This window comes from Streptomyces sp. NPDC006687 (genome assembly GCF_040636215.1).
Taxonomy (GTDB): Bacteria; Actinomycetota; Actinomycetes; order Streptomycetales; family Streptomycetaceae; genus Streptomyces.
Genome location: NZ_JBEYJJ010000006.1, coordinates 169,042 through 194,742, shown reverse-complemented (window position 1 = coordinate 194,742; position 25,701 = coordinate 169,042). Strand labels below are relative to the sequence as shown.

Below are 25,701 nucleotides of genomic sequence, written 5' to 3'. Positions count from 1 at the left end.
AGTGTGCGGGCATGCTGCATCTTCGGATGATCGTCCCCCGCCCGCTGACCGACCACGTGGTGGAGCTGATCGGCCGGACGGTGGGAACCACCCACCTGGTCGTCCTGCCGGGCGCCGCGCGCCTGCCCGAGGGCGACCTGGTGCTCGTCGACGTGGCCCGCGAGGCGGCCGACGAGCTGCTGACCGAAATGAGGACGCTGGGCCTCGCCGAAAGCGGCTCGATCGCCGTGGAGAACATCGACCTGTCGATCTCCTCCCGGGCCGACCGGGCGGAGGAGGAGGCCCCCGGCGAGGGCGCGGACGCGGTGATCTGGGAGCAGCTGACCGACTCGACCCGCGAGGAGTCGACCCTCACCATCACCTACTGCGTGTTCCTGGTCGTCGCCACGATGATCGCGGCCTGCGGCGTGGCCCTGGACAACGCGATCCTGATCGTCGGCGCGATGGCGGTCGGCCCGGAGTTCGGTCCGCTCGCGGGGATCTGCACGGGCCTGGTCCGGCGGACCCCGCGGCTGGCGTGGCGCTCGGCCCTCGCCCTGGTGGCCGGTTTCACCGCGGCGATCGTGGCGACGACCGCGTTCAGCCTGGTGATGGACGCCCTCGGGCTGTTCCACCTCGAGATGCTCGACCGGCCGCGCCCCAACACCAGCTTCATCTGGCAGCCGGACCCGTTCTCCTTCGTCGTGGCCGCGCTCGCCGGTGTGGCGGGGATGCTGTCGCTGACGTCGGCGAGGGCGGGGGCGCTGGTGGGCGTGGCGATCTCGGTCACCACCGTCCCGGCCGCCGCCAACGCGGCCCTGGCCCTGAGCTACGGGGAGGTGGGCCAGATGTGGGGGTCGGCGGAGCAGCTGCTGCTGAACCTGCTGGGCATCGTCCTCACCGGCTCGCTGACCCTGATCGGCTGGAAGCTGCTGTGGCGCACCCGGAACGGGCGGATGCTCCGCCCGCCGGGTGTGCCACAGGACAGCAGCGGCTGACGTCCCTAGCCGAGGGCCGACTTCACCACGTCCGCGAGCCGCCCGGCGACCGCGCGGGCCTGCTCGATGTCGGCGGCCTCCACCATCACCCGGACGAGCGGCTCGGTACCCGAGGGGCGCAGCAGCACCCGTCCGGTGGAACCGAGTTCCCGCTCGGCCTCGGTGACGGCGCTGGCCAGGTCGGCGGAGGTGGAGACGCGGGACTTGTCCACGTCCTTGACGTTGATCAGGACCTGCGGCAGCCGCGTCATGACCCCGGCGAGCTCGGCCAGCGAACGGCCGGTGGCCGCGACCCGGGCGGCCAGCATCAGACCGGTCAGGGTGCCGTCGCCGGTGGTGGCGTGGTCGAGGATGATCACGTGGCCGGACTGCTCGCCGCCCAGCGCGTAGCCGTGCTCCTTCATCGCCTCCAGGACGTACCGGTCACCTACCGCGGTCTGGACGAAGTGGACGCCCTCGGCCTCCATGGCCAGCTTGAAGCCCAGGTTCGACATGACGGTGGCGACGACGGTGTTCTCGCGCAGCTGCCCGGCCTCGCGCATGGCGAGGGCGATGACGGCGAGGATCTGGTCGCCGTCGATCTCGTTGCCGTCGGCGTCCACGGCGAGGCAGCGGTCGGCGTCCCCGTCGTGGGCGATGCCGAGGTCCGCGCCGTGCTCGACGACGGCCCGCTTGAGCAGGTCGAGGTGGGTGGAGCCGCAGCCGTCGTTGATGTTCAGGCCGTCGGGCTCGGCGCCGATGGTGACGATCTCGGCCCCGGCCCGGGTGAACGCCTCGGGCGAGACGCGGGCGGCCGCGCCGTGCGCCTCGTCCAGGACGATCTTCAGGCCGTCGAGGCGGTTGGGAAGGACGCCGATCAGGTGGGCGACGTACTTGTCGAAACCCTGGTCGTAGTCGGAGACCCGGCCGACGCCGGAGCCGGTGGGCCGGTCCCAGGGGGCGCCGGTGCGGTGCTCGTCGTACACGGCCTCGATCCGGTCCTCCAGGTCGTCGGCGAGTTTGTGCCCGCCGCGCGCGAAGAACTTGATGCCGTTGTCGGGCATGGCGTTGTGGCTCGCGGAGAGCATCACGCCGAGGTCGGCGCCCAGCGCACCGGTGAGATACGCCACCGCCGGGGTGGGCAGCACACCGACGCGCAGGACGTCCACGCCGGCGCTGGCGAGGCCCGCGACGACCGCGGCCTCCAGGAACTCGCCCGAGGCGCGGGGATCGCGGCCGACCACGGCCGTGGGGCGGTGGCCCGCGAAGGTGCCCGCCTCGGCCAGTACGTGTGCGGCCGCCACGGAGAGACCGAGCGCGAGCTCAGCCGTCAGATCCGCGTTGGCGACGCCTCGTACACCGTCCGTCCCGAAGAGTCGTCCCACTGTTGTCCTCCCGAGTTCACGCTTCGCTTGGTTACCGCTGGTGACAGTTGTTTGCCGCTTTTGGCGGTAAACGAACCGCCCCGGCAGCACAGAGAGTGCTGCCGGGGCGGTTTCGTTGCTGAACAGCAGGCGCAGATTAACGCTTGCTGTACTGCGGAGCCTTACGGGCCTTCTTGAGACCGGCCTTCTTGCGCTCGACCGCACGGTCGTCGCGGGAGAGGAAGCCGGCCTTCTTCAGCGCCGGGCGGTTGTTGTCCACGTCCGCCTCGTTCAGCGCGCGGGCCACGCCGAGGCGCAGGGCGCCGGCCTGACCGGAGACGCCGCCACCCGAGATGCGGGCGATGACGTCGTAGCGGCCGTCAAGCTCGAGGAGCTTGAAGGGCTCGTTGACTTCCTGCTGGTGCACCTTGTTGGGGAAGTAGTCCTCAAGGGTGCGACCGTTGATCTTCCACTTGCCGGTGCCCGGAACGATCCGGACGCGGGCGATGGCGTTCTTGCGACGGCCCAGGCCGGCGGCCGGCTGGGGGTCGCCGAAGCGACCGGCAAGGGACTCGGAGGTGTAGTCGCCCTCAACGGCGACGTCCGACTCGGTGGTGTACTCCTCGACGCCCTCGAACTCGTCGACGGGGGTCTCGGCGGTGGTCTCGGCCACGATGCTCCTCAGAATTCTCTGTGTTTAGGGGGTGGCCGGAACTACTGCGCGACCTGGGTGATCTCGAACGGCACCGGCTGCTGGGCAGCGTGGGGGTGCTGGTCGCCCGAGTAGACCTTCAGCTTCGAGAGCATCTGACGGCCCAGGGAGTTCTTGGGGAGCATGCCCTTGATGGCCTTCTCGACGGCCTTCTCCGGGTTGTTCGCCAGCAGGTCGTCGTAGCGCACGGAGCGCAGACCGCCCGGGAAACCGGAGTGGCGGTAGGCCATCTTCTGGGACGCCTTGTTGCCGGACAGGTGGACCTTGTCGGCGTTGACGATGATGACGAAGTCGCCCATGTCCATGTGGGGGGCGTAAGTCGGCTTGTGCTTGCCGCGCAGGAGGGCGGCGGCCTGGGTCGCCAGACGGCCGAGGACAACGTCCTGGGCGTCGATGACGAGCCACTGGCGCGAGATGTCGCCGGGCTTGGGGCTGAACGTACGCACGCGTATGCCTTCGCTTCTTCAGTGGTGGGTCATCCCATAGGGCACAAGCCCCGCGGGAAGGGTCCTGACAGGGTCACCACGGACGATCACGACAGCCCTCGTTCACATCGGGGACGCACCCGTGTGAACCGCTGGTCATCGGTCCGGTGGACCGGCGTAAGGCCCTTTCACGTGAGAATGAGAAAGCCAATACGCATAACAAACCAGCAGAATACCCAAGCAGACCCTTACGGGTCAAAACGCGGTCCGCGATGCCGGTTCAGCTGGCGTCGCGGCGCACTCCGGTTCGGTCCTGGGTGGGGACCCCGCAGTTGTTACGGGCTCCAGAATAACCCGCCCGGAGCGCAGTACGCGACGCCCGAGCAGACCGGCGAGCACGCACAGCGTCAGACAGTCACGGAACGCACGCCTCTTGTGGGCGAACTCCGAGGGCCACGGGATGCCCGCCGCCTGCGGCAGCAGGGCGGCCCAGAACCAGCCTGACCTCGGCAGCGACCCCTCGCGCACCCCCGACGCCAGCAGCAGCGGCAGCACCACCAGCAGATAGTGGTCGAAGGACGGACGTGAGACGAGGAACACGGCGAGCATCACCATGCAGGCCGTCTCCGCCAGCCGCAGCGCGTCCCCCTCCCCCGGCGGATCCGGCCGCCGCCACCGCCGCCACGCCGCCCACAGCCCGGCCACCGCCCCGGCGGCGGCCACCGCCACCGCCACCGGCTGCGGCACCCCCAGCCGCGGCAGCACCGCGACCGGCGAGGCGTCCCAGGGCAGCGCGTACCCGTCCTGCCCCTGGAACAGGAACGGCAGCGTCCTGGTGAAGAACAGCGACGGGCTCGGCATCAGCAGCGCCCCCGCCAGCGACAGCCCCACCGGCACCGCCGCCGCCACCGCCAGCCCCCTCCACCGCCGGGCCAGGACGAACAGCAGCCCGGCCGGGACCAGCATCGGCTTGCAGGCGATCGCCACCCCCAGCACCAGCCCCGCCGCCGCCCAGGACCTGCGGTGCGCGAGCAGCAGCGCCACCGGCAGGGCCGCCGCCGAGATCGCCGTCCAGTTCCCGATCAGCACCAGGTTCAGGTACGGCTTGTACGCCAGCCCCAGCAGCCCCAGCCCGCCCACCGCGAACCGCGAGCGCGGCGGCACCGCGAACAGCCGCAGCGAAGCCCACCACCCGAGGCCGACCAGCCCCGAGATCCCCGCCGGCAGCAGCCACCGCAGCACCGGCGTGGGCAGCAGGGCCTCCGGCACCGCCATGAGGACGGCACTGGGCAGGTACAGGAACCGCTTGTCCTCGTACGGGGAGACCCCCTGGAGCAGCGCGTCCGCGGCCTTGACCACGAACGCGTTGTCGGAACCCCAGTTCTCCCGCAGGCTCGTCGAGACCGAGACGGCCAGCAGCACCACCAGCGCCACCGCCCGCCAGGACCTCGGCGCCGGCCCGAGCAGCCAGCCCACCACCCGGTCCCCCGTGACCGCCCGGGCACTCCGCGTCCGCCAGATGCGCATGGGCCAGATGCTAGGCCCTAGCGCTTGCGCTCGACCCTGCGTTCGTCCCACACGGGCTCCGGGGTCTCCCGCACCACACCGTCCGAACCGAAGACCAGGTACCGGTCGAAGGTGCGGGCGAACCAGCGGTCGTGCGTCACGCACAGCACCGTCCCCTCGTACGCCTCCAGACCGTCCTGCAGGGCCTCGGCCGACTCCAGGTCCAGGTTGTCCGTCGGCTCGTCCAAGAGCAGCGCCGTGGTCCCGGCCAGTTCCAGCAGCAGGATCTGGAACCGCGCCTGCTGCCCGCCCGAGAGCTTCTCGAACGGCTGCTCCGCCTGCCGCTCCAGCTCGTAGCGGCGCAGCGCCCCCATCGCCTGGCCCAGGGGCTTGGCCGCCTCCGTCCACAGGATGTCCACGAGCGTGCGGCCGAACAGCTCCGGATGGGCGTGGGTCTGCGCGAAGTGGCCGGGAACCACCCGCGCGCCGAGCTTCCAGTCGCCGGTGTGCTTGACGTCCTCCCCGGCCAGCAGCCGCAGGAAGTGCGACTTGCCGGAGCCGTTCGAACCGAGCACCGCGACCCGCTCCCCGTAAAAGACCTCCAGCGAGAACGGCTTCATCAGGCCGGTCAGCTCCAGGTTCTCCACCGTCAGCGCGCGCACGCCCGTACGGCCGCCCTTGAGCCGCATCCGGATGTCCTGCTCCCGCGGCGGCTCCGGCGGCGGGCCGGCCTCCTCGAACTTCTGGAAGCGGGTCTGCATCGCCCGGTAGCGCGAGGCCATGTCGGGGCTGCTCGCCGCCTGGTTGCGCAGCCGCAGCACCAGGGCCTTCAGCCGGGCGTGCTCCTCGTCCCAGCGCCGCTTGAGCTCCTCGAACCGGGCGAAGCGCTCCTTGCGGGCCTCGTGGTACGTCCCGAAGCCCGCGCCGTGCACCCAGACGTCGGAGCCCATCGGGCTCGCCTCCAGGCTGATGATCTTCTGAGCGGCCTGGGTCAGCAGCTCCCGGTCGTGGGAGACGAACAGGACGGTCTTGCGGGTGGCCCGCAGCTGCTCCTCCAGCCACCGCTTGCCCGGGACGTCGAGGTAGTTGTCGGGCTCGTCCAGCAGCAGCACCTCGTCCGGCCCGCGCAGCAGCGCCTCCAGCACCAGCCGCTTCTGCTCACCGCCGGAGAGCGTGCGCACCTCGCGGAACTGGGCGCTGTCGTACGGGATCCCCAGCGCGGCCATCGTGCAGACGTCCCACAGGGTCTCCGCCTCGTAGCCCTGGACGTCGGCCCAGTCGCTCAGCGCCTGGGCGTAGGCCATCTGGGCGGCCTCGTCGTCGACGGTGAGGATCAGCTCCTCGGCCCGGTCCACGGCCTTCGCCGCCTCCCGGATCCGCGGCTGGGACACCGAGACCAGCAGGTCCCGTACGGTGCTCTCGTCGCGCACCGAGCCCACGAACTGCGACATCACCCCGAGGCCGCCGCTGTGGGTGACCGCGCCGCCGTGCGGCTGGAGATCGCCGGAGATCAGCTTCAGCAGGGTGGTCTTGCCGGCGCCGTTGGCCCCCACGAGGGCCACCACCGCCCCCTCCCCCACACGGAAGGAGACGTCGGGGAGCAGGACCCGCCCGTCGGGAAGGTAGTACTCCAGGTGGCTGGCTTCGAGATGTCCCATGCCGGGCATTGTCCAGGTCCGGCGCGTCCGGGCCCAAACCGATTACGGGATCAGCAGCAGCCCTTGCCCGGCAGGGTGCGCATGTTCCGCGCCTCCTTGCTGCGGGCGGCCAGCAGCTCGTCCGCCGGGTAGCCGACCTCCTCCAGGGTCAGCCCGTGCGGCTTGACCACGTGCACCGAGGAGTCCCGTACGGCCGCGGCCAGGACCTGGCCGGGCCACTCGACGGGCCGGTGCCCGTCGCCCACGTGCAGCAGGGCGCCGACCAGGGAGCGGACCATGTTGTGGCAGAAGGCGTCGGCGCGGACCGTCGCGGTCACGATTCCGTCCTCGCCCCGCACCCAGCTCAGCTCCTGGAGGGTGCGGATGGTCGTGGCACCCTCGCGCTTCTTGCAGTACGCGGCGAAGTCGTGCTCGCCGAGCAGCGCGCGGGAGGCCGCGTTCATGGCGTCCACGTCCAGCGGCCACTGGTGCCACAGGACGTGCCCGCGCCGCAGCGGGTCCACGCCGGCCCGGTGGTCGCCGACGCGGTAGGCGTAGCGGCGCCAGATCGCGGAGAACCGCGCGTTGAAGCCCTCGGGGGCCTCGGCCGCCTTCCACACCCGGATGTCGTGCGGGAGCCGGCCGGCGAGGCGCCGCAGCAGCTTGTCGTGGTGCTCGGCCCACACCTCCTCGGCCAGGTCGAACTGCGCGACCTGCCCGCGCGCGTGCACCCCGGCGTCCGTCCGCCCGGCGACGGTCAGCTCGACGGGCTCCTTCAGCCGCATCACGGTCTGCAGGGCGCTCTCCAGCTCGCCCTGCACGGTCCGCAGCGTGCGCTGCTTCGCCCAGCCGGAGAAGTCCTTGCCGTCATAGCTCAGGTCCAGCCTGACCCGGACGTGTCCGGGCTCCACCTCGTCACTCACGTGACCGATCCTCTCAGCTGCGTCTTTCGAAGGAATGCAGAACGGGCCCGCCCCGGCATGGGGCGGGCCCGTTCAGAGCCGATCAAGCAAGCTGGTCCCGCAGGGGGATCAGGCTTCCTTGGTCTCCTCGGCGGCGGGCGCCTCGGCCACGGCCTCGGCGTCCTTCGCGGCACGCTTGGTGGCGGCCTCGGCCTCACCGGTGGCCTGCTGGGCGACCGTCAGGGCCTCGACCAGCTCGATCACGGCCATCGGGGCGTTGTCGCCACGACGGTTGCCGATCTTGGTGATGCGCGTGTAACCACCGGGGCGGTTCTCGTAGCGCGGGGCGATCTCGGTGAACAGCGTGTGCACGATGCTCTTGTCCGTGATCGTCTGCAGCACCAGGCGACGGTTGTGGATGTCGCCCTTCTTGGCCTTGGTGACCAGACGCTCGGCGTAGGGACGCAGGCGGCGGGCCTTGGCCTCGGTGGTGGTGATGCGGCCGTGCTCGAAGAGCGCCTTCGCGAGGTTCGCGAGGAGGTGCTTCTCGTGCGCGGCGCTGCCGCCCAGGCGGGCACCCTTTGCGGGACGCGGCATGGTGTTACTCCTTCATATCTGCACCGGCCGTGTCAGGTACCGGTGTCAGTTCCCCCGGGGCGGATGCCCCGGGAAAGTCTCTGCTGGGTACTGCTCAGTACTGCTCGGTCTCCACGAAACCGGCGTCCGCGTCGTCGTCGGCGCCGAAGGCGTCGGCGGCGGCGGTCGGGTCGAACCCGGGCGGGCTGTCCTTCAGGGCCAGGCCCATGCCGGCGAGCTTCGCCTTGACCTCGTCGATCGACTTCGCACCGAAGTTGCGGATGTCGAGCAGGTCGGCCTCGGAGCGGGCGACGAGCTCACCCACGGAGTGGATGCCCTCGCGCTTGAGGCAGTTGTACGAGCGGACCGTGAGCTCCAGCTCCTCGATCGGCAGCGCCAGGTCGGCGGCCAGGGCGGCGTCCGTGGGGGACGGGCCCATGTCGATGCCCTCGGCGTCGATGTTGAGCTCGCGCGCCAGACCGAACAGCTCGACCAGGGTCTTGCCGGCGGACGCCATGGCGTCACGCGGGCGCATGGCCTGCTTGGTCTCGACGTCGACGATGAGCTTGTCGAAGTCGGTGCGCTGCTCGACTCGGGTCGCCTCGACCTTGTAGGTGACCTTCAGCACCGGCGAGTAGATGGAGTCGACCGGGATACGGCCGATCTCCTGGCCCGCCTGCTTGTTCTGGACGGCGGAGACGTAGCCGCGACCGCGCTCGACGGTCAGCTCCATCTCCAGCTTGCCCTTGCCGTTGAGCGTGGCGAGGACCAGGTCCGGGTTGTGCACCTCGACACCGGCCGGGGGCGCGATGTCAGCAGCGGTGACCAGGCCGGGACCCTGCTTGCGCAGGTACATCACGACCGGCTCGTCGTGCTCCGAGGAGACGACCAGCTGCTTGATGTTGAGGATGATGTCCGTGACGTCTTCCTTGACGCCCGGCACGGTGGTGAACTCGTGCAGGACGCCGTCCACGCGGATGCTGGTGACAGCGGCACCCGGGATGGAGGACAGGAGGGTACGGCGCAGGGAGTTGCCGAGGGTGTAGCCGAAGCCCGGCTCCAGCGGCTCGATCACGAACCGCGAGCGGTACTCGTCGACGACCTCTTCGGTCAGCGAAGGACGCTGAGCGATAAGCATGTCTGTTCCTTCAGTCGTGGACGCCCACTATTTGACGCCCGACAGATACTGCTGGGTACTGCAAGGGTACGGGCGGTACGGCCCCCGAAGGGGTCGTACCGCCCGGACACTCAAGAACGCACAGGTGCGTCCGCTGCGTCAGACGCGGCGGCGCTTCGGCGGGCGGCAGCCGTTGTGCGGGGTGGGGGTGACGTCCTGGATCGAGCCGACCTCGAGGCCGGTGGCCTGGAGGGAGCGGATCGCGGTCTCACGGCCGGAGCCGGGACCCTTGACGAAGACGTCGACCTTGCGCATGCCGTGCTCCTGCGCGCGGCGGGCGGCCGACTCGGCGGCCATCTGCGCGGCGAAGGGGGTGGACTTGCGCGAGCCCTTGAAGCCGACGTGGCCGGCGGAGGCCCAGGAGATCACGTTGCCCGAGGGGTCCGTGATCGAGACGATGGTGTTGTTGAACGTGCTCTTGATGTGGGCGTGCCCGTGAGCGACGTTCTTCTTTTCCTTGCGGCGCACCTTCTTGGCAGCGCCCTGACGACCCTTGGGGGGCATCTAAATCTCCTACGGGAGGTGGTCGGTCCTACAGCGCAAGACCGCTGAACAGGACTACTTCTTGCCCGGCTTCTTCTTGCCGGCGATCGCGCGACGCGGGCCCTTGCGGGTACGCGCGTTCGTGCTGGTGCGCTGACCGTGCACCGGGAGGCCGCGACGGTGGCGGATGCCCTGGTAGCACTGGATCTCGATCTTGCGGCGGATGTCGCCCTGGATCTCGCGGCGGAGGTCACCCTCGGTACGGAGGTTGGCGTCCACGTACTCGCGGATCTTGACGAGGTCCTCTTCGGCCAGGTCACGAACGCGGGTGTTCGGGTTCACGCCGGTCGCGGCGAGGATCTCCTTGGACCGGGTGCGCCCGATACCGAAGACGTAGGTGAGTGCGATCTCCACACGCTTTTCGCGCGGGATGTCAACACCGGAAACGCGTGCCATGCAATGGCTCCTGTGTGTTCGGGGGTCTTCCGCAGAACCGATCCCGACCGCCGACCACCGCGGACTGGGTGGTGGTACGTCCGGGTCCCCGGCCCCCGCCGGAGGTGCCGCCGGCCCCTGTCAGGGCTGGGCGGGCTCTGCGTATGTACGTTTTGTTACGTCGCGCGAAGAACTGCGGAAGGCAGGTCGGTCGGCGTGCGTCAGCCCTGGCGCTGCTTGTGGCGCAGGTTGTCGCAGATGACCATGACCCGGCCGTGACGGCGGATCACCTTGCACTTGTCGCAGATCTTCTTGACGCTCGGCTTGACCTTCATGTGGTGAGGTTCTCCGGGTCAGTGCCACCACCCGCGCGGGACGCGGGGTGCGGGGGCAAGATCTACTTGTATCGGTAGACGATCCGGCCACGCGTCAGGTCGTAGGGAGACAGCTCCACAACGACCCGGTCATCGGGAAGGATGCGGATGTAGTGCATACGCATCTTCCCGCTGATGTGCGCGAGGACTTTGTGACCGTTCTGGAGTTCCACCTTGAACATGGCGTTCGGGAGGGACTCGATCACGGTGCCCTCAATCTCGATGGCACCTTGCTTCTTGGCCACGCTTCGCCTTTCGAATCGGCTACCTTGATCGGCTCACGGACATGCGGATGCACGTAAGCCGACGAGTCAGTCTACGTCAGGGCACCCAGAAAGACGAATCCGGAAAGTTTGCCCCAGAGTGTAGATCATTAACCGGCCGACTACCCGAGGGGGTCCGGCGCCGTCGTCACCCCGTACTCCGCGAGCTTGGCCTTGCCGCAGTCCGGGCTGGTCAGGACGATGGGGCCGGCCTCCGTCAGGGCGACCGAGTGCTCCCAGTGCGAGGACCAGGTGCCGTCCGTGGTGATGACCGTCCAGTCGTCGGCGAGTACCTCCGTCTGGGCGGTTCCCAGGGACACCATCGGCTCGATCGCCAGGCAGACGCCCGGGACCAGCTTGATGCCCTTGCCCCGCTTGCGCGAGACGTAGTTCAGCAGGTGCGGGTCCATGTGCATCTCGGTGCCGATGCCGTGGCCGCCGTAGTCCTCGATGATCCCGAACTTGCCGAGGCTGTGCTCACCGGTCGAGGGGCGGGGCTGGCGCTTGATGTAGCCCTCGATCGCCTTCGAGATGTCCACGAGACGGTTGCCCGCCTTCATCGCCGCGATACCGGCCCACATCGACTCCTCGGTCACCCGGGACAGCTCCACCAGCTCCGGAGCGTGACCGGTGCCCACGAAGGCGGTGTACGCCGCGTCCCCGTGCCAGCCGTCCACGATGGCGCCCGCGTCGATGGAGATGATGTCGCCGTCCTTGAGGACCGTCTTGTCGTCCGGGATGCCGTGGACGACGACCTCGTTCACCGACGTGCAGATGGTGGCGGGGAAACCGCCGTAGCCCAGGAAGTTCGACTTCGCCCCGGCGTCCGCGATGACCTTCCGGGCCACCATGTCCAGGTCCCGCGTCGTGGCGCCCGGCACGGCCGCCTCACGGGTCGCCGCGTGGATCGCGGCGACGACCAGCCCTGCCTCGCGCATCTTCGCGATCTGCTCGGGGGTCTTCAGCTGAACCATGGACGGACCTTCCACCTTCGAAAACGGGTCGTTTCAACAGTACGGCCGCGATGCCCTGGGGACACCGCGGCCGTACCGGCACTACTGGGGGGTGACTACTTCTTCAGAGCGTCCATCGCCCGCTTGGTGATCTCCTGCACCTCGCCGAGGGCGGAGATGGTCACCAGCAGGCCCTGGGCCTTGTAGTAGTCGATGATCGGCTCGGTCTGCGTGTGGTAGACCTCAAGCCGGTTGCGGACCGTGTCCTCGGAGTCGTCGCCCCGCTGGTACAGCTCGCCACCGCAGTGGTCGCAGACACCCTCGGTCTTCGGAGCCGCGTAGATCACGTGGAACACGTGCGCGGAGTCCGCGCGGCAGATCCGCCGGCCGGCGATCCGCTTGACGACCTCGTCCTCCTCGACCTCCAGGTCGAGGACGGCGTCCAGCTTCATGCCGGCGCCGCTGAGCATCGCGTCCAGCGCCTCGGCCTGGGCCACGTTGCGCGGGAAGCCGTCGAGCAGGAAACCGCCCGCGGCGTCCGGCTGCTCCATGCGGTCCTTGGCCATGCCGATGGTGATCTCGTCCGGAACGAGCTCGCCGGCGTCCATGAACGCCTTGGCCCGTACACCCAGCTCGGTGCCCTGGCTGATGTTGGCGCGGAAGAGGTCGCCCGTGGAGATGTGCGGGATCGACAGGTTCTTGGCGAGGAACGCGGCCTGCGTTCCCTTGCCCGCCCCGGGGGGTCCGACGAGGACGATTCGCATCAGCGGAGGAACCCTTCGTAGTTGCGCTGCTGGAGCTGGCTCTCGATCTGCTTCACGGTTTCCAGACCCACACCCACGATGATCAGGATGCTCGTCCCGCCGAAGGGGAAGTTCTGGTTCGCTCCGAAGCCGGCCAACGCCATCGTCGGCACTAGAGCGATGAGACCCAGGTACAGCGAGCCCGGCCAGGTGATCCGGTTGAGTACGTAGCTCAGGTACTCAGCGGTAGGCCGGCCGGCGCGGATGCCCGGGATGAACCCACCATACTTCTTCATGTTGTCGGCAACTTCCTCGGGGTTGAACGAGATCGCCACGTAGAAGAACGCGAAGAAGACGATCAGGAGGAAGTAGGCGGCGATGTAGTACGGGTGGTCGCCCTTGACGAAGTGCTTCTGGATCCAGGTCGCCCAGCCCGCGGTCGAACCGCTGAACTGCACGATCAAGGCCGGGATGTACAGCAGCGACGAGGCGAAGATGACCGGGATGACACCGGCCTGGTTCACCTTGAGCGGGATGTAGGTGGACGTACCCCCGTAGGCACGGCGGCCGATCATGCGCTTCGCGTACTGGACGGGGATCCTGCGCTGGGCCTGCTCGACGAAGACCACCAGGGCCACCATCGCGAGACCGACGAGGATGACGACGGCGAACTCCACCCAGCCATCAGCGATCTTGCCCTGGAGCTTGATCGTCCACAGAGCGGTGACGAAGCCGGCCGCGATCGAGATGAACATCAGGATCGACATGCCGTTGCCGATACCGCGGTCGGTGATGAGCTCACCGAGCCACATGACGACGCAGGTACCGGCGGTCATGGTGATCACCATGGTGATCGTGGTGAAGATCGAGCGGTCCGGGACGATCTCGCGAGCCACCGGGCAGGTGCCGAACAGGGCGCCGGTCCGCGCGGTGGCGACCAGACCCGTGCCCTGGAGGATCGCGAGGGCGACCGTCAGATAGCGCGTGTACTGAGTGATCTTCGAAGTGCCGGCCTGACCCTCTTTCTTGAGGTTCTCCAGCTTCGGGATGACCACGGTCAGCAGCTGCAGGATGATGCTCGCGGTGATGTACGGCATGATCCCGAGCGCGAAGATCGTGATCTGCAGCAGCGCACCGCCGCTGAACATGTTGACCAGACCGAAGAGGCTGTTGCTGCTCCCCATCTGGTCCACACAGATCTGAACGTTCTTGTAGCTCACGCCGGGTACCGGGATGTGGGACCCGAGCCGATACAGCACGATGATGCCGAGCGTGAAGAGCAGCTTCTTGCGCAGGTCGGGCGTCTTGAACGCCCGGGCGAACGCGGTGAGCACGGTGCCTCCTGCGACCCCCGCGCTACTGCGTCAGAGGTGACGGTCTGAGGATCGACGAATACGTACAAGCAAAGGTGCAGGCCACCTTACCGGCGACTGCGCCCCCCGTGGAACGACCGACCGGGGATGCCCCATATGTGAGGCATCCCCGGTCGGGTTTTAGCTATTTGTCACTGAGTTCGTCTTAGACGAGCTCGGTCACGGAGCCGCCGGCGGCGGCAATCTTCTCCTTGGCGGAGGCGGAGACGGCGTCAACCGAAACCGTCAGCGCCACGGAGAGCTCGCCCTGGCCCAGGACCTTGACGAGGCTGTTCTTGCGCACCGCGCCCTTGGCGACCAGGTCGGCCACCGTGACCTCTCCACCCTCGGGGTAGAGGGCCGCGAGCTTGTCCAGGTTCACGACCTGGAACTCGGTGCGGAACGGGTTCTTGAAGCCCTTCAGCTTCGGCAGGCGCATGTGGAGGGGCATCTGGCCACCCTCGAAGCGCTGCGGAACCTGGTAGCGGGCCTTCGTACCCTTGGTACCACGACCAGCCGTCTTACCCTTCGACGCCTCACCGCGACCCACACGGGTCTTCGCGGTCTTGGCACCGGGGGCGGGACGGAGGTTGTGAGCCTTCAGCGGGCTGTTGTCAGCCATGATTAGTCAACCTCCTCAACCGTCACGAGGTGGCGGACGGTGTGCACCATGCCGCGGAACTCGGGACGGTCCTCCTTGACGACCACGTCGTTCAGGCGCTTGAGCCCGAGCGAACGAAGGGTGTCGCGGTGGTTCTGCTTGCTGCCGATGTACGACTTCGTCTGCGTGATCTTGAGGCGAGCCATCACACACCCGCCCCTGCACGTGCACGGAGCAGAGCCGCGGGGGCGACGTCCTCGAGGGGCAGACCACGGCGAGCCGCGATCTCCTCGGGACGCTGCAGGCCCTGGAGGGCCGCCACGGTCGCGTGCACGATGTTGATCGCGTTGGAAGAGCCGAGCGACTTCGACAGGATGTCGTGAACGCCGGCGCACTCCAGCACGGCACGCACCGGACCACCGGCGATAACACCGGTACCCGGGGAAGCCGGCTTGAGCATGACGACGCCCGCCGCCTTCTCGCCCTGAATCGGGTGAGGGATGGTGCCCTGGATGCGCGGAACCTTGAAGAAGTTCTTCTTGGCTTCCTCGACACCCTTGGCGATGGCCGCGGGAACTTCCTTGGCCTTGCCGTAACCGACACCTACGGTGCCGTCACCGTCACCCACCACGACGAGCGCGGTGAAGCTGAAGCGACGACCACCCTTGACAACCTTGGCGACGCGGTTGATCGCGACAACGCGCTCAACGTAAGCGGTCTTCTCGGCGGCAGCGCCACCGTCGCGACCCTTCCGGTCCCGCCGCTCGCCGCCACCGGCACCGCTGCCGCGGCGCTGGGGTCCAGCCATTGGATTACCTCTCTCTGTTACGTCCGTTAGTCCCGGAACCGGGGCTTAGAACTTCAGCCCGGCTTCGCGGGCGGCGTCAGCCAGAGCGGCAATGCGCCCGGCGTACCTGTTGCCACCACGGTCGAACACGACGGTCTCGACACCGGCAGCCTTGGCGCGCTCGGCGACCAGGGCGCCGACCTGCTTGGCCTGCGCGGACTTGTCGCCCTCGCCACCACGGACCGACGCGTCCAGGTGGGACGCCGACGCCAGGGTGTGACCCTTGAGGTCGTCGATCACCTGAGCGGTGATACCGCGGTTCGAACGCGTCACGACGAGGCGCGGACGCTCCGCCGTACCCGACATGTTCTTGCGAATGCGAATGTGGCGGCGCGCCTTCGCAGCGCGCTTGTAAGCGTCGCCCTTGGCGATCTTCACACCGTATGCCATGGCTTTACTTACCAGCCTTTCCGACCTTGCGGCGGATGACCTCGCCGGCGTACTTGACGCCCTTGGCCTTGTACGGGTCGGGCTTCCGCAGCTTGCGGATGTTCGCCGCGACCTCGCCGACCTTCTGCTTGTCGATGCCCTCGACCGAGAACTTGGTCGGAGACTCGACCTTGAAGGAGATGCCCTCGGGCGCCTCCACCAGGATCGGGTGGCTGTAGCCGAGCTGGAACTCCAGGTCGGAGCCCTTCGCGGCCACGCGGTAACCGACACCGCTGATCTCGAGCGCCTTGGTGTATCCCGTGGTCACACCGGTGATCATGTTGGCCACCAGCGTGCGGGACAGGCCGTGGAGGGCCTTGTTCTGACGCTCGTCGTTCGGACGGGTGACGTTCAGAACGCCGTCCTCGCCCTTAACGATCTCGATGGGGGCAGCGACGGTGTGCGTCAGGGAACCCTTGGAGCCCTTGACGGTGACCGTGCGGCCATCGATGGTGACGTCCACGCCGGCGGGAACCGGGATGGGGAGCTTGCCGATACGAGACATAGCTATTCCTCCGTTCCCGACTACCAGACGTAGGCGAGGACTTCCCCACCCACGCCCTTCTTCTGCGCCTGCTGGCCGGTCAGGAGACCGTGGGACGTGGAGATGATCGCCACGCCCAGGCCGCCGAGGACCTTCGGCAGGTTGGTGGACTTCGCGTACACGCGCAGACCCGGCTTCGAGATCCGCTTGATGCCGGCGATCGAACGCTCGCGGTTCGGACCGAACTTCAGCTCGAGGACGAGGTTCTTACCGACCTCGGCGTCCTCGACCTTCCAGCCGGTGATGAAACCCTCCTGCTTGAGGATTTCCGCGATGTGCGACTTGATCTTGCTGTGCGGCATCACGACCTGGTCGTGGTACGCCGAGTTTGCGTTACGCAGACGAGTCAGCATGTCTGCGATCGGGTCAGTCATGGTCATGAATCGGCCTTCGGCCTCTCTCGCCGGGGTTTCCTGTATGCGCCATCCCTCTCCCCACACAGGGGCGGGACGGGTGCGGCGCGGGGACCTACGGCGTAGTAAGTCGACGGGCGGCGGACGCCCAACCCCACTAGCCTACGGCATGGGGGCGGGGCCTCCGCCGGCCCAGATGCTTACCGAGAGCTTCTGGAAACCTCAACACCCAAAGGGTGAAGGGATTTACCAGGAGCTCTTGGTCACGCCCGGCAGCTCGCCACGGTGAGCCATCTCACGAAGGCACACGCGGCACAGGCCGAACTTGCGGTACACGGAGTGGGGGCGACCGCAGCGCTGGCAGCGGGTGTACGCACGCACACCGAACTTGGGCTTACGGGCAGCCTTCGCGATGAGAGCCTTCTTCGCCATCTCGCTTATGCCTCCTTGAACGGGAAGCCGAGGTGACGGAGGAGCGCGCGGCCCTCAGCGTCGTTGGTCGCCGTGGTCACCACGGTGATGTCCATACCCCGGACGCGGTCGATCTTGTCCTGGTCGATCTCGTGGAACATGACCTGCTCCGTGAGACCGAAGGTGTAGTTGCCACGGCCGTCGAACTGCTTCGGCGACAGGCCGCGGAAGTCGCGGATGCGCGGCAGCGCGAGCGACAGGGTGCGGTCCAGGAACTCCCACATGCGGTCACCGCGGAGGGTGACGTGCGCACCGATCGGCTGGCCCTCACGCAGCTTGAACTGCGCGATGGACTTGCGGGCCTTGGTGACGGCCGGCTTCTGACCGGTGATCGTGGTGAGGTCGCGGATGGCACCGTCGATCAGCTTCGAGTCACGGGCGGCGTCGCCGACACCCATGTTCACGACGATCTTGACGAGACCGGGGATCTGCATGACGTTCTCGTACTTGAACTCGTCACGCAGCTTGCCCGCGATCTCCTCGCGGTACTTCGTCTTCAGACGCGGAGTGGTAGCCATCAGATGTCCTCACCCGTGCGCTTGGCAACGCGGATCTTGTTGCCCTCTTCGTCGAAGCGGTAACCGACGCGGGTGACGACCTTCTTGCCGTCCTTCTCCACGACCAGCTGGACGTTGGAAACGTGGACGGGGGCCTCGGTGATCACGATGCCGCCGGCCTGGTTCTGCCCGGCCTTGGTGTGCTTCTTGACCCGGTTGACACCCTCGACCAGGACGCGGTTCTCGCTGGGCATGGCCGCGATGACCTTGCCCTGCTTGCCCTTGTCCTTACCGGTGATGACCTGGACCAGGTCGCCCTTCTTGATCTTCATGCTTACAGCACCTCCGGCGCGAGCGAGATGATCTTCATGAACTTCTTCTCGCGCAGCTCACGGCCCACGGGGCCGAAGATACGGGTGCCGCGAGGGTCGCCGTCGTTCTTCAGAATGACAGCGGCGTTCTCGTCGAAGCGGATGTACGAGCCGTCCTGGCGGCGGCGCTCCTTGACGGTGCGAACGATGACCGCCTTGACGACGTCACCCTTCTTCACGTTGCCACCGGGGATCGCATCCTTGACGGTGGCGACGATGACGTCACCGATGCCCGCGTAGCGGCGACCGGAGCCACCGAGAACACGGATGCAAAGGATCTCCTTGGCACCAGTGTTGTCGGCGACACGCAGTCGCGACTCCTGCTGGATCACGTCTATCTCCTGTTTGTCTGCCGGTTCCCGGCCGGGGCCCCCGCGAAGGGAGGCCCCGACCGAGCCTGGCGGAACTGACCCGAGGGGCCCCTGAACTTCTTGTTCAGGGCCTCAGGTAATTACTTGGCCTTCTCGAGGATCTCGACGATGCGCCAGCGCTTGCTCGCCGACAGCGGACGCGTCTCCATGATGAGGACGCGGTCGCCGACACCGGCAGCGTTCTGCTCGTCGTGAGCCTTGAGCTTGTTCGTACGGCGGATGACCTTGCCGTACAGGGCGTGCTTGACGCGGTCCTCGACGGCGACGACGACGGTCTTGTCCATCTTGTCGCTGACGACCAGGCCCTCACGGGTCTTGCGGAAGCCGCGGTCGGTCTTCTCAGTCACGTTCTTCTCGCTCATCAGGCGCTCTCCACCGTCTCGATACCGAGCTCACGCTCGTGCATCAGGGTGTAGATGCGAGCGATGTCCTTACGGACGGACTTGAGCCGGCCGTTGTTCTCCAGCTGACCGGTGGCCGCCTGGAAACGGAGCTTGAACAGCTCTTCCTTGGCCTCGCGCAGCTTGGCAACGAGCTCCTCGTTGCCGAGCTCGCGGAGCTCGGACGCCTTGGTTCCCGTCGCCATCACGACTCACCTGCCTCGCGCTTGACGATGCGGCACTTCATCGGCAGCTTGTGGGCCGCACGAGTGAGAGCCTCACGCGCAATCTTTTCGTTCGGGTAGGACAGCTCGAACATGACCCGGCCCGGGTGCACGTTCGCGATCCACCACTCGGGGGAACCCTTACCGGAACCCATGCGGGTCTCGGCGGGCTTCTTCGTCAGCGGGCGGTCCGGGTAGATGTTGATCCAGACCTTGCCGCCACGCTTGATGTGGCGGGTCATCGCGATACGAGCCGCCTCGATCTGGCGGTTCGTCACGTAGGCGGGGGTGAGCGCCTGGATGCCGTACTCGCCGAACGAGACCTCAGTACCGCCCTTGGCCATACCGCTGCGCTTCGGGTGGTGCTGCTTGCGGTGCTTGACCCTACGAGGGATCAGCATGTCGGTCAGGCCTCCGTTCCGGTGCTCTCGGCCGGAGCGGCGGCGGGAGCGTCGGCCTTGGGGGCCTCGGCACCAGCAGCCTGCTGCGGCTTGCGGCCACCACGGCCGCCGCGCTCGCCACCACGGCCACCACGGCCGGCGGGACGGTCGCCAGCGCCGGCACCACGGGCCGGGCGGTTACCCGCACGGGCCGCAGCGTTCTCGGCGCGAACCTCGGCGATGTTCTTGACGTCGCCCTTGTAGATCCAGACCTTCACGCCGATCCGGCCGAAGGTGGTCTTGGCCTCGAAGAAGCCGTAGTCCACGTTCGCGCGCAGCGTGTGCAGCGGCACACGACCCTCGCGGTAGAACTCGGAGCGGGACATCTCGGCGCCGCCGAGACGGCCACCGCACTGGATCTTGATGCCCTTGGCGCCGGCCTTCATGGTGCCCTGCATGCTCTTGCGCATGGCACGACGGAAGGAGACGCGGGAGGAGAGCTGCTCGGCAACGGCCTGGGCAACCAGCTGAGCGTCGAGCTCGGGGTTCTTGACCTCGAGGATGTTCAGCTGGACCTGCTTGCCCGTGAGCTTCTCGAGGTCACCGCGGATGCGGTCGGCCTCGGCGCCACGGCGGCCGATGACGATGCCGGGACGGGCGGTGTGGATGTCCACACGCACGCGGTCACGGGTGCGCTCGATCTCAACCTTCGAGATGCCGGCGCGCTCCATGCCGGACGTCATCATCCGACGGATGGCGACGTCTTCCTTGACGTAGTCCTTGTACAGCTTGTCGGCGTACCAACGCGACTTGAAGTCCGTGGTGATGCCGAGTCGGAACCCGTGCGGGTTTACCTTCTGGCCCATTACCGGGAACCTTCCTTGCTGCTGACGACCACGGTGATGTGGCTGGTCCGCTTGCGGATCCGGTAGGCACGGCCCTGGGCACGCGGACGGAACCGCTTCAGGGTCGGGCCCTCGTCCACGTACGCCTCGCTGATGACCAGCGTGGAGGCGTCCGGGTGGTTGTAGTTGTGTGCGGCGTTGGCAATGGCGCTGTCCAGCACCTTGCCGACCGGCACGCTCGCGGCCTGCGGGGCGAAACGCAGGACCGCCTGAGCCTCCGTGGCATCCATGCCACGGATGAGGTCCACCACTCGGCGGGCCTTCATGGGCGTGACGCGGATGTACCGCGCCTGGGCCCTGGCTTCCATGGTTGTCCCTTCGGTGTTAGTCATAGTCGTAACCACCCCGCGATTAGCGGCGCTTCGACTTCCGGTCGTCCTTGACGTGGCCGCGGAAGGTGCGAGTCGGCGAGAACTCGCCGAGCTTGTGGCCGACCATCGACTCGGTGACGAACACCGGGACGTGGGTCTTGCCGTTGTGCACCGCGATCGTGTGACCCAGCATGGCCGGGACGATCATCGAGCGACGGGACCAGGTCTTGATGACGTTCTTGGTACCGGCTTCGTTCTGGACGTCCACCTTCTTGATGAGGTGGTCGTCGACGAAGGGTCCCTTCTTGAGACTGCGCGGCATCTAAACCCGCTCCTAGCGCTTCTTGTTCGTCTTGCGGCGGCGGACGATGTACTTGCTCGAAGCCTTCTTCGGCGAGCGAGTACGACCCTCCTTCTGACCCCACGGGGAGACCGGGTGGCGACCACCACTGGTCTTGCCCTCACCACCACCGTGCGGGTGGTCAACCGGGTTCATCGCGACACCGCGGACGGTCGGGCGGACGCCCTTCCAGCGCATGCGGCCGGCCTTGCCCCAGTTGATGTTCGACTGCTCGGCGTTGCCGACCTCGCCGACCGTGGCGCGGCAGCGCGCGTCGACGAGACGGATCTCACCGGACGGCATGCGGAGGTGGGCCATCACGCCCTCCTTCGCGAGCAGCTGCACGGAGGCACCCGCGGAGCGGGCGAACTTCGCACCGCCGCCGGGACGCAGCTCGATGGCGTGGATGGTCGTACCGACCGGGATGTTGCGCAGCGCGAGGTTGTTGCCCGGCTTGATGTCGGCCGTCGGGCCGTTCTCGATCCGGTCACCCTGCTGCAGACCGCGCGGCGCGATGATGTAGCGCTTCTCGCCGTCGGCGTAGTGCAGCAGCGCGATGCGCGCGGTGCGGTTGGGGTCGTACTCGATGTGCGCGACCTTGGCCGGCACGCCGTCCTTGTCGTGACGACGGAAGTCGATCACGCGGTAGGCGCGCTTGTGGCCACCGCCCTGGTGGCGAACGGTCACACGACCGGTGTTGTTACGGCCGCCCTTGCTGTGCAGGGGGCGGACCAGCGACTTCTCCGGCGTGGACCGCGTGATCTCGACAAAGTCGGCGACGCTGGAGCCACGACGGCCCGGGGTCGTCGGCTTGTACTTGCGGATACCCATTTCTCAGTCCTCGTCCGATTCCGGACGACTAGACCTCCGTTAGGAGGTCTGGCCGCCGAAGATGTCGATACGGTTGCCCTCGGCAAGGGTCACGATGGCGCGCTTGGTGTTGGCGCGCTTGCCGAAACCGGTCTTGGTGCGCTTGCGCTTACCCTGACGGTTGATCGTGTTGACCCCGGTGACCTTGACCGAGAAGACCGCCTCGACGGCCTGCTTGATCTGGGTCTTGTTGGCGCCGGGCGCGACGATGAACGTGTACTTGTTCTCGTCCAGCAGCGCGTAGCTCTTCTCCGAGACGACCGGCTTGATCAGCAGGTCGCGCGGGTCGGTGAAGGTCTTGCTGGTAACGGTCGCCTCAGACATCAGGCGTCGCTCCCTTCGGTCTCGTCGGCCTTGGGGCCAGACACGAAGGACTCGAGCGCGGCCTGGGTGAAGACCACGTCGTCAGAGACGATCACGTCGTACGTGTTCAGCTGGCCCGGCTCCAGGATGTGAACCTGGGGCAGGTTGCGGGCGGACAGCCACGCGGCCTCGTCGGCGCGCTCGACGACCAGGAGCAGGTTCTTGCGCTCCGAGATCTTGCCGAACAGCGTCTTGGCGGCCTTCGTGGAGGCGGCACCCTCGACCACGCCGGTGACGACGTGGATGCGGGAGTGACGCGCACGGTCCGAGAGGGCACCGCGGAGGGCGGCGGCCTTCATCTTCTTCGGGGTGCGCTGCGAGTAGTCACGCGGCTGCGGGCCGTGGACGACGCCACCGCCGGCGAACTGCGGAGCGCGGGTCGAACCCTGACGGGCGCGGCCGGTGCCCTTCTGGCGGTACGGCTTCTTGCCACCACCACGGACTTCGCCACGGGTCTTGGTCTTGTGCGTGCCCTGACGGGCAGCAGCCAGCTGGGCGACGACGACCTGGTGGATCAGCGGAACGCTGGTCTTCGCGTCGAAGATCTCCGCGGGGAGCTCGACGGTACCGGCCTTGTCGCCTGCCGGCGAAAGGATGTCAATGGTGCTCATTACCTCAAGCCCCCTTGGCCGCGGTACGGACCAGGACGAGGCCGCCGTTCGGACCGGGGACCGCGCCCTTGATGAGGAGCAGACCCTTCTCCGCGTCAACCGCGTGGATGGTCAGGTTCTGGGTGGTGACGCGCTCGTTACCCATGCGACCGGCCATGCGCATGCCCTTGAAGACACGCCCAGGGGTGGCACAGCCACCGATCGAACCGGGGGAGCGGTGCTTGCGCTGCACACCGTGACCGGCGCCGAGGCCCCGGAAGTTGTGGCGCTTCATGACACCGGCGAAGCCCTTGCCCTTGCTGTTGCCCGTGACGTCAACCTTGACGCCGGACTCGAACACAGCGGCAGTGATCTCCTGGCCGAGCGTGTACTCGCTGGCGTCGGAGGTGCGCAGCTCCACCAGGTGGCGGCGCGGGGTCACGTCGGCCTTGGCGAAGTGGCCCTTGAGGGGCTTGTTCACCTTGCGAGGGTCGATCTCGCCGAAGGCGATCTGGACCGACTCGTAGCCGTCGGTGTCATTGGTACGGACCTGGGTAACGACGCAGGGCCCGGCCTTGACAACGGTCACCGGGACGACACGGTTGTTCTCGTCCCAGACCTGGGTCATGCCGAGCTTCTCGCCCAGGACGCCCTTGATCTGCTTAGCCATCTTCTCCGCGCCTCTCAGAGCTTGATCTCGATGTCAACGCCGGCCGGAAGGTCCAGGCGCATCAGCGAGTCAACGGTCTTGGGCGTCGGGTCGAGGATGTCGATCAGGCGCTTGTGCGTGCGCATCTCGAAGTGCTCGCGCGAGTCCTTGTACTTGTGCGGCGACTTGATGACGCAGTACACGTTCTTCTCAGTGGGCAGCGGCACCGGGCCCGCGACCGACGCACCAGTGCGCGTCACCGTCTCGACGATCTTCTTCGCCGAGGAGTCGATGACCTCGTGGTCGTAGGCCTTGAGCCGGATGCGGATCTTCTGTCCCGCCATGGCTACTCCGTAGTCCTGTCTCTATGTGGAAACGCTCTGGCTCCCGGCCGGCTGCGGAACGGGGTTCCGCCGCCTCTCCTCCGACCCACGCGGTCGGGCGTGTCGCACTCCCTCCGAGAAAATCCCCATACGGGAACTCCCTCGTTCAAGGGGGTGCGGCCCTGGACCGCGCTTCGGGGGGAGAAACACCCACCGAGTGCCTGGTGCCTGCCGTGCGAACGCTTCCCAGAAGATTCCCGTACGTCCGCCCTCATTGCTGCCCCGAGAGGCAGATTAAGGACGACGAGTACTGTGGGACTCGCTTCCGGTCCTCCCGGCGGGAGGCGCGCAGCATCGGCACACAGCCGAGCAACTTGAGTAGTCTGCCATACGAGACACGCGCCTGGCCAATCGGGCCGAAGACAATACCCCTCCGGGCGATCACGTCAAACCACAGCACCCGTTCGGCGGGCCGGAGTTCTCCCAGGCCGGGCCTTGATCGGACCGTCGCCGGGACCCTCCGCGAGACCTGCCCCACACCTTCCCGGGGCGGATCAGCCGATCTGCGACCTCTGCCCGTATCCGCCCCCCGGGCCGCGCCAGGCCGGCCCCGAGTGCCGGAACACGACGAGGGCCCCTCTCCCGCCGCCTGAGCGGTGGGAGAGGGGCCCTCGCGTCATACATGGTGCCCGCTCGCGTGGGCTACCAGGTCAGAACACGAATTACTTCGTGATCTTGGTGACCTGGCCGGCGCCGACCGTACGACCACCCTCACGGATGGCGAACTTCAGGCCCTCCTCCATGGCGACCGGCTGGATCAGCTGGACGGACATGTCGGTGTTGTCGCCCGGCATGACCATCTCGGTGCCCTCGGGGAGGGTAACGACGCCGGTCACGTCCGTGGTGCGGAAGTAAAACTGCGGGCGGTAGTTGTTGAAGAACGGGGTGTGACGGCCACCCTCGTCCTTCGACAGGATGTACGCGGCGGCCTCGAACTCGGTGTGCGGCGTGACCGAACCGGGCTTGATGATGACCTGGCCGCGCTCGACGTCCTCGCGCTTGATGCCACGGAGGAGCAGACCGACGTTCTCGCCGGCCTGGCCCTCGTCGAGCAGCTTGCGGAACATCTCGATGCCGGTGACCGTGGTGGTGGTCTTCTCCTGCTTGATGCCGATGATGTCAACGGTCTCGTTGACCTTCAGGACACCACGCTCGATGCGGCCGGTGACGACGGTGCCACGACCGGTGATCGTGAAGACGTCCTCGACGGGCATCAGGAACGGCTTGTCGGTGTCACGCGGCGGGGTCGGGATGGCCTCGTCCACGGCGTCCATCAGGCCGAGGAGCTTGTCACCCCACTCCTTGTCGCCCTCGAGCGCCTTCAGCGCGGAGACCTGGACGACCGGAAGGTCGTCGCCCGGGAAGTCGTACTCGGAGAGCAGCTCACGGACCTCGAGCTCGACGAGCTCCAGGATCTCCTCGTCGTCCACCATGTCGGCCTTGTTCAGGGCGACGACGATGTACGGAACGCCGACCTGGCGGGCCAGGAGCACGTGCTCCTTGGTCTGCGGCATCGGGCCGTCGGTGGCGGCGACCACGAGGATGGCGCCGTCCATCTGGGCGGCACCGGTGATCATGTTCTTGATGTAGTCCGCGTGACCCGGGCAGTCGACGTGGGCGTAGTGACGCGCCTCGGTCTGGTACTCGACGTGCGCGATGGAGATGGTGATACCGCGCTGGCGCTCCTCAGGAGCCTTGTCGATCTGGTCGAACGCCGAGGCCGCGTTCAGGTCCGGGTACTTGTCGTGCAGCACCTTGGTAATGGCGGCCGTGAGGGTCGTCTTACCGTGGTCAATGTGACCGATGGTGCCGATGTTGACGTGCGGCTTAGTCCGCTCGAACTTCGCCTTCGCCACGGGGGTCCTCCTGAGAGTGGTTCTGTACGCCTTGATGATCGTCGGCGCCAGGTGATCTTTGCTGGATAGCCGGTCCCCCGGGGCAACGGGAGGGTTGCTCCTGTTGCC

Annotated in this window: 37 protein-coding genes and 1 pseudogene; 1 reads left to right on the top strand and 37 read right to left on the bottom strand. The window is 67.5% G+C overall.

All coding sequences use genetic code 11. The features are described 5' to 3' along the window. Positions 1-11: 11 nt before the first annotated feature. The gene (locus tag ABZ716_RS10345; protein WP_358958015.1) at positions 12-977 is read left to right on the top strand and encodes a DUF389 domain-containing protein; all 966 of its coding nucleotides are present in this window, start codon (positions 12-14) and stop codon (positions 975-977) included. Between the two features lie 5 nt (positions 978-982). On the opposite strand, the gene glmM is transcribed toward ABZ716_RS10345, so the two are convergent. The 37 genes and pseudogenes from glmM to tuf form a co-directional block, all read right to left on the bottom strand. Further along, positions 983-2,341 carry a phosphoglucosamine mutase gene (gene glmM, locus ABZ716_RS10340; RefSeq protein ID WP_358812088.1) on the bottom strand — a complete coding sequence of 453 codons (1,359 nt, stop codon included), beginning with the start codon at positions 2,339-2,341 and terminating at the stop codon, positions 983-985. 136 nt (positions 2,342-2,477) lie between these two features. Next, positions 2,478-2,993, bottom strand: coding sequence for a 30S ribosomal protein S9 (rpsI, locus tag ABZ716_RS10335; protein ID WP_030031261.1), 516 nt, complete (start codon positions 2,991-2,993; stop codon positions 2,478-2,480). Positions 2,994-3,034: 41 nt separating this feature from the next. After that, positions 3,035-3,478 (bottom strand): 50S ribosomal protein L13, encoded by a 444-nt coding sequence (gene rplM / locus ABZ716_RS10330; protein ID WP_351878303.1) that lies wholly within the window; start codon positions 3,476-3,478, stop codon positions 3,035-3,037. Positions 3,479-3,712: 234 nt separating this feature from the next. After that, a complete protein-coding gene (locus ABZ716_RS10325) occupies positions 3,713-4,984 on the bottom strand; it encodes a glycosyltransferase family 87 protein (protein WP_358958012.1) in 1,272 nt (423 codons plus the stop codon). Positions 4,985-5,001: 17 nt separating this feature from the next. Beyond that, the gene (locus ABZ716_RS10320; protein WP_358812086.1) at positions 5,002-6,630 is read right to left on the bottom strand and encodes an ATP-binding cassette domain-containing protein; all 1,629 of its coding nucleotides are present in this window, start codon (positions 6,628-6,630) and stop codon (positions 5,002-5,004) included. 41 nt (positions 6,631-6,671) lie between these two features. Then, positions 6,672-7,523: a tRNA pseudouridine(38-40) synthase TruA gene (gene truA / locus ABZ716_RS10315; RefSeq protein ID WP_358958010.1), complete on the bottom strand. Its 852-nt coding sequence runs from the start codon at positions 7,521-7,523 to the stop codon at positions 6,672-6,674. Positions 7,524-7,631: 108 nt separating this feature from the next. After that, positions 7,632-8,099, bottom strand: coding sequence for a 50S ribosomal protein L17 (gene rplQ / locus ABZ716_RS10310; protein WP_030298228.1), 468 nt, complete (start codon positions 8,097-8,099; stop codon positions 7,632-7,634). Between the two features lie 94 nt (positions 8,100-8,193). Then, positions 8,194-9,216: a DNA-directed RNA polymerase subunit alpha gene (locus ABZ716_RS10305; protein ID WP_045945292.1), complete on the bottom strand. Its 1,023-nt coding sequence runs from the start codon at positions 9,214-9,216 to the stop codon at positions 8,194-8,196. Between the two features lie 138 nt (positions 9,217-9,354). Then, entirely contained in the window at positions 9,355-9,759 is a 405-nt protein-coding gene (gene rpsK / locus ABZ716_RS10300; RefSeq protein ID WP_003956432.1) for a 30S ribosomal protein S11, read from the bottom strand. A gap of 54 nt (positions 9,760-9,813) precedes the next feature. Beyond that, positions 9,814-10,194: a 30S ribosomal protein S13 gene (gene rpsM, locus ABZ716_RS10295; RefSeq protein ID WP_079429308.1), complete on the bottom strand. Its 381-nt coding sequence runs from the start codon at positions 10,192-10,194 to the stop codon at positions 9,814-9,816. 200 nt (positions 10,195-10,394) lie between these two features. Continuing rightward, the gene (rpmJ, locus tag ABZ716_RS10290; RefSeq protein ID WP_003956441.1) at positions 10,395-10,508 is read right to left on the bottom strand and encodes a 50S ribosomal protein L36; all 114 of its coding nucleotides are present in this window, start codon (positions 10,506-10,508) and stop codon (positions 10,395-10,397) included. A 62-nt stretch (positions 10,509-10,570) separates the two neighbouring features. Beyond that, positions 10,571-10,792 carry a translation initiation factor IF-1 gene (infA, locus tag ABZ716_RS10285; RefSeq protein WP_003956442.1) on the bottom strand — a complete coding sequence of 74 codons (222 nt, stop codon included), beginning with the start codon at positions 10,790-10,792 and terminating at the stop codon, positions 10,571-10,573. Between the two features lie 140 nt (positions 10,793-10,932). After that, a complete protein-coding gene (map, locus tag ABZ716_RS10280) occupies positions 10,933-11,784 on the bottom strand; it encodes a type I methionyl aminopeptidase (protein WP_351878317.1) in 852 nt (283 codons plus the stop codon). 95 nt (positions 11,785-11,879) lie between these two features. Next, positions 11,880-12,527, bottom strand: coding sequence for an adenylate kinase (locus tag ABZ716_RS10275; protein WP_358812083.1), 648 nt, complete (start codon positions 12,525-12,527; stop codon positions 11,880-11,882). Continuing rightward, the gene (gene secY, locus ABZ716_RS10270; protein ID WP_358812082.1) at positions 12,527-13,840 is read right to left on the bottom strand and encodes a preprotein translocase subunit SecY; all 1,314 of its coding nucleotides are present in this window, start codon (positions 13,838-13,840) and stop codon (positions 12,527-12,529) included. Before secY ends, ABZ716_RS10275 begins: the two co-directional genes overlap by 1 nt. Positions 13,841-14,024: 184 nt before the next feature. Further along, positions 14,025-14,480: a 50S ribosomal protein L15 gene (gene rplO / locus ABZ716_RS10265; RefSeq protein ID WP_351878329.1), complete on the bottom strand. Its 456-nt coding sequence runs from the start codon at positions 14,478-14,480 to the stop codon at positions 14,025-14,027. A 2-nt stretch (positions 14,481-14,482) separates the two neighbouring features. After that, positions 14,483-14,665 carry a 50S ribosomal protein L30 gene (gene rpmD, locus ABZ716_RS10260; protein WP_005313525.1) on the bottom strand — a complete coding sequence of 61 codons (183 nt, stop codon included), beginning with the start codon at positions 14,663-14,665 and terminating at the stop codon, positions 14,483-14,485. Further along, positions 14,665-15,267, bottom strand: a complete 603-nt coding sequence (gene rpsE / locus ABZ716_RS10255; protein WP_351878333.1) for a 30S ribosomal protein S5 — start codon at positions 15,265-15,267, stop codon at positions 14,665-14,667. Before rpsE ends, rpmD begins: the two co-directional genes overlap by 1 nt. A gap of 45 nt (positions 15,268-15,312) precedes the next feature. After that, a complete protein-coding gene (gene rplR, locus ABZ716_RS10250; protein WP_351878336.1) occupies positions 15,313-15,696 on the bottom strand; it encodes a 50S ribosomal protein L18 in 384 nt (127 codons plus the stop codon). Positions 15,697-15,700: 4 nt separating this feature from the next. Beyond that, the gene (rplF, locus tag ABZ716_RS10245) at positions 15,701-16,240 is read right to left on the bottom strand and encodes a 50S ribosomal protein L6 (protein ID WP_042812337.1); all 540 of its coding nucleotides are present in this window, start codon (positions 16,238-16,240) and stop codon (positions 15,701-15,703) included. A 20-nt stretch (positions 16,241-16,260) separates the two neighbouring features. Beyond that, positions 16,261-16,659 carry a 30S ribosomal protein S8 gene (gene rpsH / locus ABZ716_RS10240; RefSeq protein WP_079429302.1) on the bottom strand — a complete coding sequence of 133 codons (399 nt, stop codon included), beginning with the start codon at positions 16,657-16,659 and terminating at the stop codon, positions 16,261-16,263. 219 nt (positions 16,660-16,878) lie between these two features. Beyond that, positions 16,879-17,064: a type Z 30S ribosomal protein S14 gene (locus tag ABZ716_RS10235; protein WP_003956452.1), complete on the bottom strand. Its 186-nt coding sequence runs from the start codon at positions 17,062-17,064 to the stop codon at positions 16,879-16,881. Positions 17,065-17,069: 5 nt separating this feature from the next. Next, positions 17,070-17,621, bottom strand: a complete 552-nt coding sequence (gene rplE / locus ABZ716_RS10230; protein WP_351878340.1) for a 50S ribosomal protein L5 — start codon at positions 17,619-17,621, stop codon at positions 17,070-17,072. Then, a complete protein-coding gene (gene rplX / locus ABZ716_RS10225) occupies positions 17,621-17,932 on the bottom strand; it encodes a 50S ribosomal protein L24 (protein WP_351878344.1) in 312 nt (103 codons plus the stop codon). The genes rplE and rplX overlap by 1 nt, the downstream gene beginning before the upstream one ends. A 2-nt stretch (positions 17,933-17,934) precedes the next feature. Next, complete coding sequence (rplN, locus tag ABZ716_RS10220) at positions 17,935-18,303, bottom strand: 50S ribosomal protein L14 (RefSeq protein WP_003956455.1); 369 nt, start codon at positions 18,301-18,303, stop codon at positions 17,935-17,937. A 119-nt stretch (positions 18,304-18,422) separates the two neighbouring features. Beyond that, a complete protein-coding gene (gene rpsQ / locus ABZ716_RS10215; RefSeq protein WP_358812081.1) occupies positions 18,423-18,704 on the bottom strand; it encodes a 30S ribosomal protein S17 in 282 nt (93 codons plus the stop codon). Then, positions 18,704-18,928 carry a 50S ribosomal protein L29 gene (gene rpmC, locus ABZ716_RS10210; protein ID WP_079429299.1) on the bottom strand — a complete coding sequence of 75 codons (225 nt, stop codon included), beginning with the start codon at positions 18,926-18,928 and terminating at the stop codon, positions 18,704-18,706. Before rpmC ends, rpsQ begins: the two co-directional genes overlap by 1 nt. Next, positions 18,928-19,347, bottom strand: coding sequence for a 50S ribosomal protein L16 (rplP, locus tag ABZ716_RS10205; protein ID WP_007265906.1), 420 nt, complete (start codon positions 19,345-19,347; stop codon positions 18,928-18,930). Before rplP ends, rpmC begins: the two co-directional genes overlap by 1 nt. A 5-nt stretch (positions 19,348-19,352) precedes the next feature. After that, a complete protein-coding gene (rpsC, locus tag ABZ716_RS10200) occupies positions 19,353-20,192 on the bottom strand; it encodes a 30S ribosomal protein S3 (RefSeq protein ID WP_007265905.1) in 840 nt (279 codons plus the stop codon). Beyond that, positions 20,192-20,539 carry a 50S ribosomal protein L22 gene (rplV, locus tag ABZ716_RS10195; RefSeq protein ID WP_007265904.1) on the bottom strand — a complete coding sequence of 116 codons (348 nt, stop codon included), beginning with the start codon at positions 20,537-20,539 and terminating at the stop codon, positions 20,192-20,194. Before rplV ends, rpsC begins: the two co-directional genes overlap by 1 nt. A 43-nt stretch (positions 20,540-20,582) precedes the next feature. Beyond that, the gene (gene rpsS / locus ABZ716_RS10190; protein ID WP_003956461.1) at positions 20,583-20,864 is read right to left on the bottom strand and encodes a 30S ribosomal protein S19; all 282 of its coding nucleotides are present in this window, start codon (positions 20,862-20,864) and stop codon (positions 20,583-20,585) included. A gap of 12 nt (positions 20,865-20,876) precedes the next feature. Further along, on the bottom strand, positions 20,877-21,713 hold the full coding sequence (rplB, locus tag ABZ716_RS10185; RefSeq protein ID WP_007265902.1) for a 50S ribosomal protein L2: 837 nt from the start codon (positions 21,711-21,713) through the stop codon (positions 20,877-20,879). A gap of 39 nt (positions 21,714-21,752) precedes the next feature. Continuing rightward, positions 21,753-22,055 (bottom strand): annotated as a pseudogene (rplW, locus tag ABZ716_RS10180) (50S ribosomal protein L23); the annotation flags it as partial. A 20-nt stretch (positions 22,056-22,075) separates the two neighbouring features. Continuing rightward, complete coding sequence (gene rplD / locus ABZ716_RS10175; protein ID WP_030959024.1) at positions 22,076-22,726, bottom strand: 50S ribosomal protein L4; 651 nt, start codon at positions 22,724-22,726, stop codon at positions 22,076-22,078. 4 nt (positions 22,727-22,730) lie between these two features. Continuing rightward, a complete protein-coding gene (gene rplC / locus ABZ716_RS10170) occupies positions 22,731-23,375 on the bottom strand; it encodes a 50S ribosomal protein L3 (protein WP_042812328.1) in 645 nt (214 codons plus the stop codon). Positions 23,376-23,389: 14 nt separating this feature from the next. Further along, a complete protein-coding gene (rpsJ, locus tag ABZ716_RS10165; protein WP_003948644.1) occupies positions 23,390-23,698 on the bottom strand; it encodes a 30S ribosomal protein S10 in 309 nt (102 codons plus the stop codon). A 701-nt stretch (positions 23,699-24,399) separates the two neighbouring features. Beyond that, on the bottom strand, positions 24,400-25,593 hold the full coding sequence (tuf, locus tag ABZ716_RS10160) for an elongation factor Tu (RefSeq protein ID WP_042812325.1): 1,194 nt from the start codon (positions 25,591-25,593) through the stop codon (positions 24,400-24,402). Positions 25,594-25,701: the final 108 nt, after the last annotated feature.

Bases quoted from the DNA above. Each gene is read 5' to 3' on its own strand.
- ABZ716_RS10345 (WP_358958015.1), top strand. From the start codon at position 12: ATGCTGCATCTTCGGATGATCGTCCCCCGCCCGCTGACCGACCACGTG.
- ABZ716_RS10325 (WP_358958012.1), bottom strand. From the start codon at position 4,984: ATGCGCATCTGGCGGACGCGGAGTGCCCGGGCGGTCACGGGGGACCGG.
- ABZ716_RS10320 (WP_358812086.1), bottom strand. From the start codon at position 6,630: ATGCCCGGCATGGGACATCTCGAAGCCAGCCACCTGGAGTACTACCTT.
- rplQ (WP_030298228.1), bottom strand. From the start codon at position 8,099: ATGCCGCGTCCCGCAAAGGGTGCCCGCCTGGGCGGCAGCGCCGCGCAC.
- ABZ716_RS10305 (WP_045945292.1), bottom strand. From the start codon at position 9,216: ATGCTTATCGCTCAGCGTCCTTCGCTGACCGAAGAGGTCGTCGACGAG.
- rpsK (WP_003956432.1), bottom strand. From the start codon at position 9,759: ATGCCCCCCAAGGGTCGTCAGGGCGCTGCCAAGAAGGTGCGCCGCAAG.
- rpsM (WP_079429308.1), bottom strand. From the start codon at position 10,194: ATGGCACGCGTTTCCGGTGTTGACATCCCGCGCGAAAAGCGTGTGGAG.
- rpmJ (WP_003956441.1), bottom strand. From the start codon at position 10,508: ATGAAGGTCAAGCCGAGCGTCAAGAAGATCTGCGACAAGTGCAAGGTG.
- map (WP_351878317.1), bottom strand. From the start codon at position 11,784: ATGGTTCAGCTGAAGACCCCCGAGCAGATCGCGAAGATGCGCGAGGCA.
- ABZ716_RS10275 (WP_358812083.1), bottom strand. From the start codon at position 12,527: ATGCGAATCGTCCTCGTCGGACCCCCCGGGGCGGGCAAGGGAACGCAG.
- rplO (WP_351878329.1), bottom strand. From the start codon at position 14,480: ATGGCTGACAACAGCCCGCTGAAGGCTCACAACCTCCGTCCCGCCCCC.
- rpmD (WP_005313525.1), bottom strand. From the start codon at position 14,665: ATGGCTCGCCTCAAGATCACGCAGACGAAGTCGTACATCGGCAGCAAG.
- rpsE (WP_351878333.1), bottom strand. From the start codon at position 15,267: ATGGCTGGACCCCAGCGCCGCGGCAGCGGTGCCGGTGGCGGCGAGCGG.
- rplR (WP_351878336.1), bottom strand. From the start codon at position 15,696: ATGGCATACGGTGTGAAGATCGCCAAGGGCGACGCTTACAAGCGCGCT.
- rplF (WP_042812337.1), bottom strand. From the start codon at position 16,240: ATGTCTCGTATCGGCAAGCTCCCCATCCCGGTTCCCGCCGGCGTGGAC.
- rpsH (WP_079429302.1), bottom strand. From the start codon at position 16,659: ATGACCATGACTGACCCGATCGCAGACATGCTGACTCGTCTGCGTAAC.
- ABZ716_RS10235 (WP_003956452.1), bottom strand. From the start codon at position 17,064: ATGGCGAAGAAGGCTCTCATCGCGAAGGCTGCCCGTAAGCCCAAGTTC.
- rplE (WP_351878340.1), bottom strand. From the start codon at position 17,621: ATGGCTACCACTCCGCGTCTGAAGACGAAGTACCGCGAGGAGATCGCG.
- rplX (WP_351878344.1), bottom strand. From the start codon at position 17,932: ATGAAGATCAAGAAGGGCGACCTGGTCCAGGTCATCACCGGTAAGGAC.
- rpsQ (WP_358812081.1), bottom strand. From the start codon at position 18,704: ATGAGCGAGAAGAACGTGACTGAGAAGACCGACCGCGGCTTCCGCAAG.
- rpmC (WP_079429299.1), bottom strand. From the start codon at position 18,928: ATGGCGACGGGAACCAAGGCGTCCGAGCTCCGCGAGCTCGGCAACGAG.
- rplP (WP_007265906.1), bottom strand. From the start codon at position 19,347: ATGCTGATCCCTCGTAGGGTCAAGCACCGCAAGCAGCACCACCCGAAG.
- rpsC (WP_007265905.1), bottom strand. From the start codon at position 20,192: ATGGGCCAGAAGGTAAACCCGCACGGGTTCCGACTCGGCATCACCACG.
- rplV (WP_007265904.1), bottom strand. From the start codon at position 20,539: ATGGAAGCCAGGGCCCAGGCGCGGTACATCCGCGTCACGCCCATGAAG.
- rpsS (WP_003956461.1), bottom strand. From the start codon at position 20,864: ATGCCGCGCAGTCTCAAGAAGGGACCCTTCGTCGACGACCACCTCATC.
- rplB (WP_007265902.1), bottom strand. From the start codon at position 21,713: ATGGGTATCCGCAAGTACAAGCCGACGACCCCGGGCCGTCGTGGCTCC.
- rplD (WP_030959024.1), bottom strand. From the start codon at position 22,726: ATGAGCACCATTGACATCCTTTCGCCGGCAGGCGACAAGGCCGGTACC.
- rplC (WP_042812328.1), bottom strand. From the start codon at position 23,375: ATGGCTAAGCAGATCAAGGGCGTCCTGGGCGAGAAGCTCGGCATGACC.
- rpsJ (WP_003948644.1), bottom strand. From the start codon at position 23,698: ATGGCGGGACAGAAGATCCGCATCCGGCTCAAGGCCTACGACCACGAG.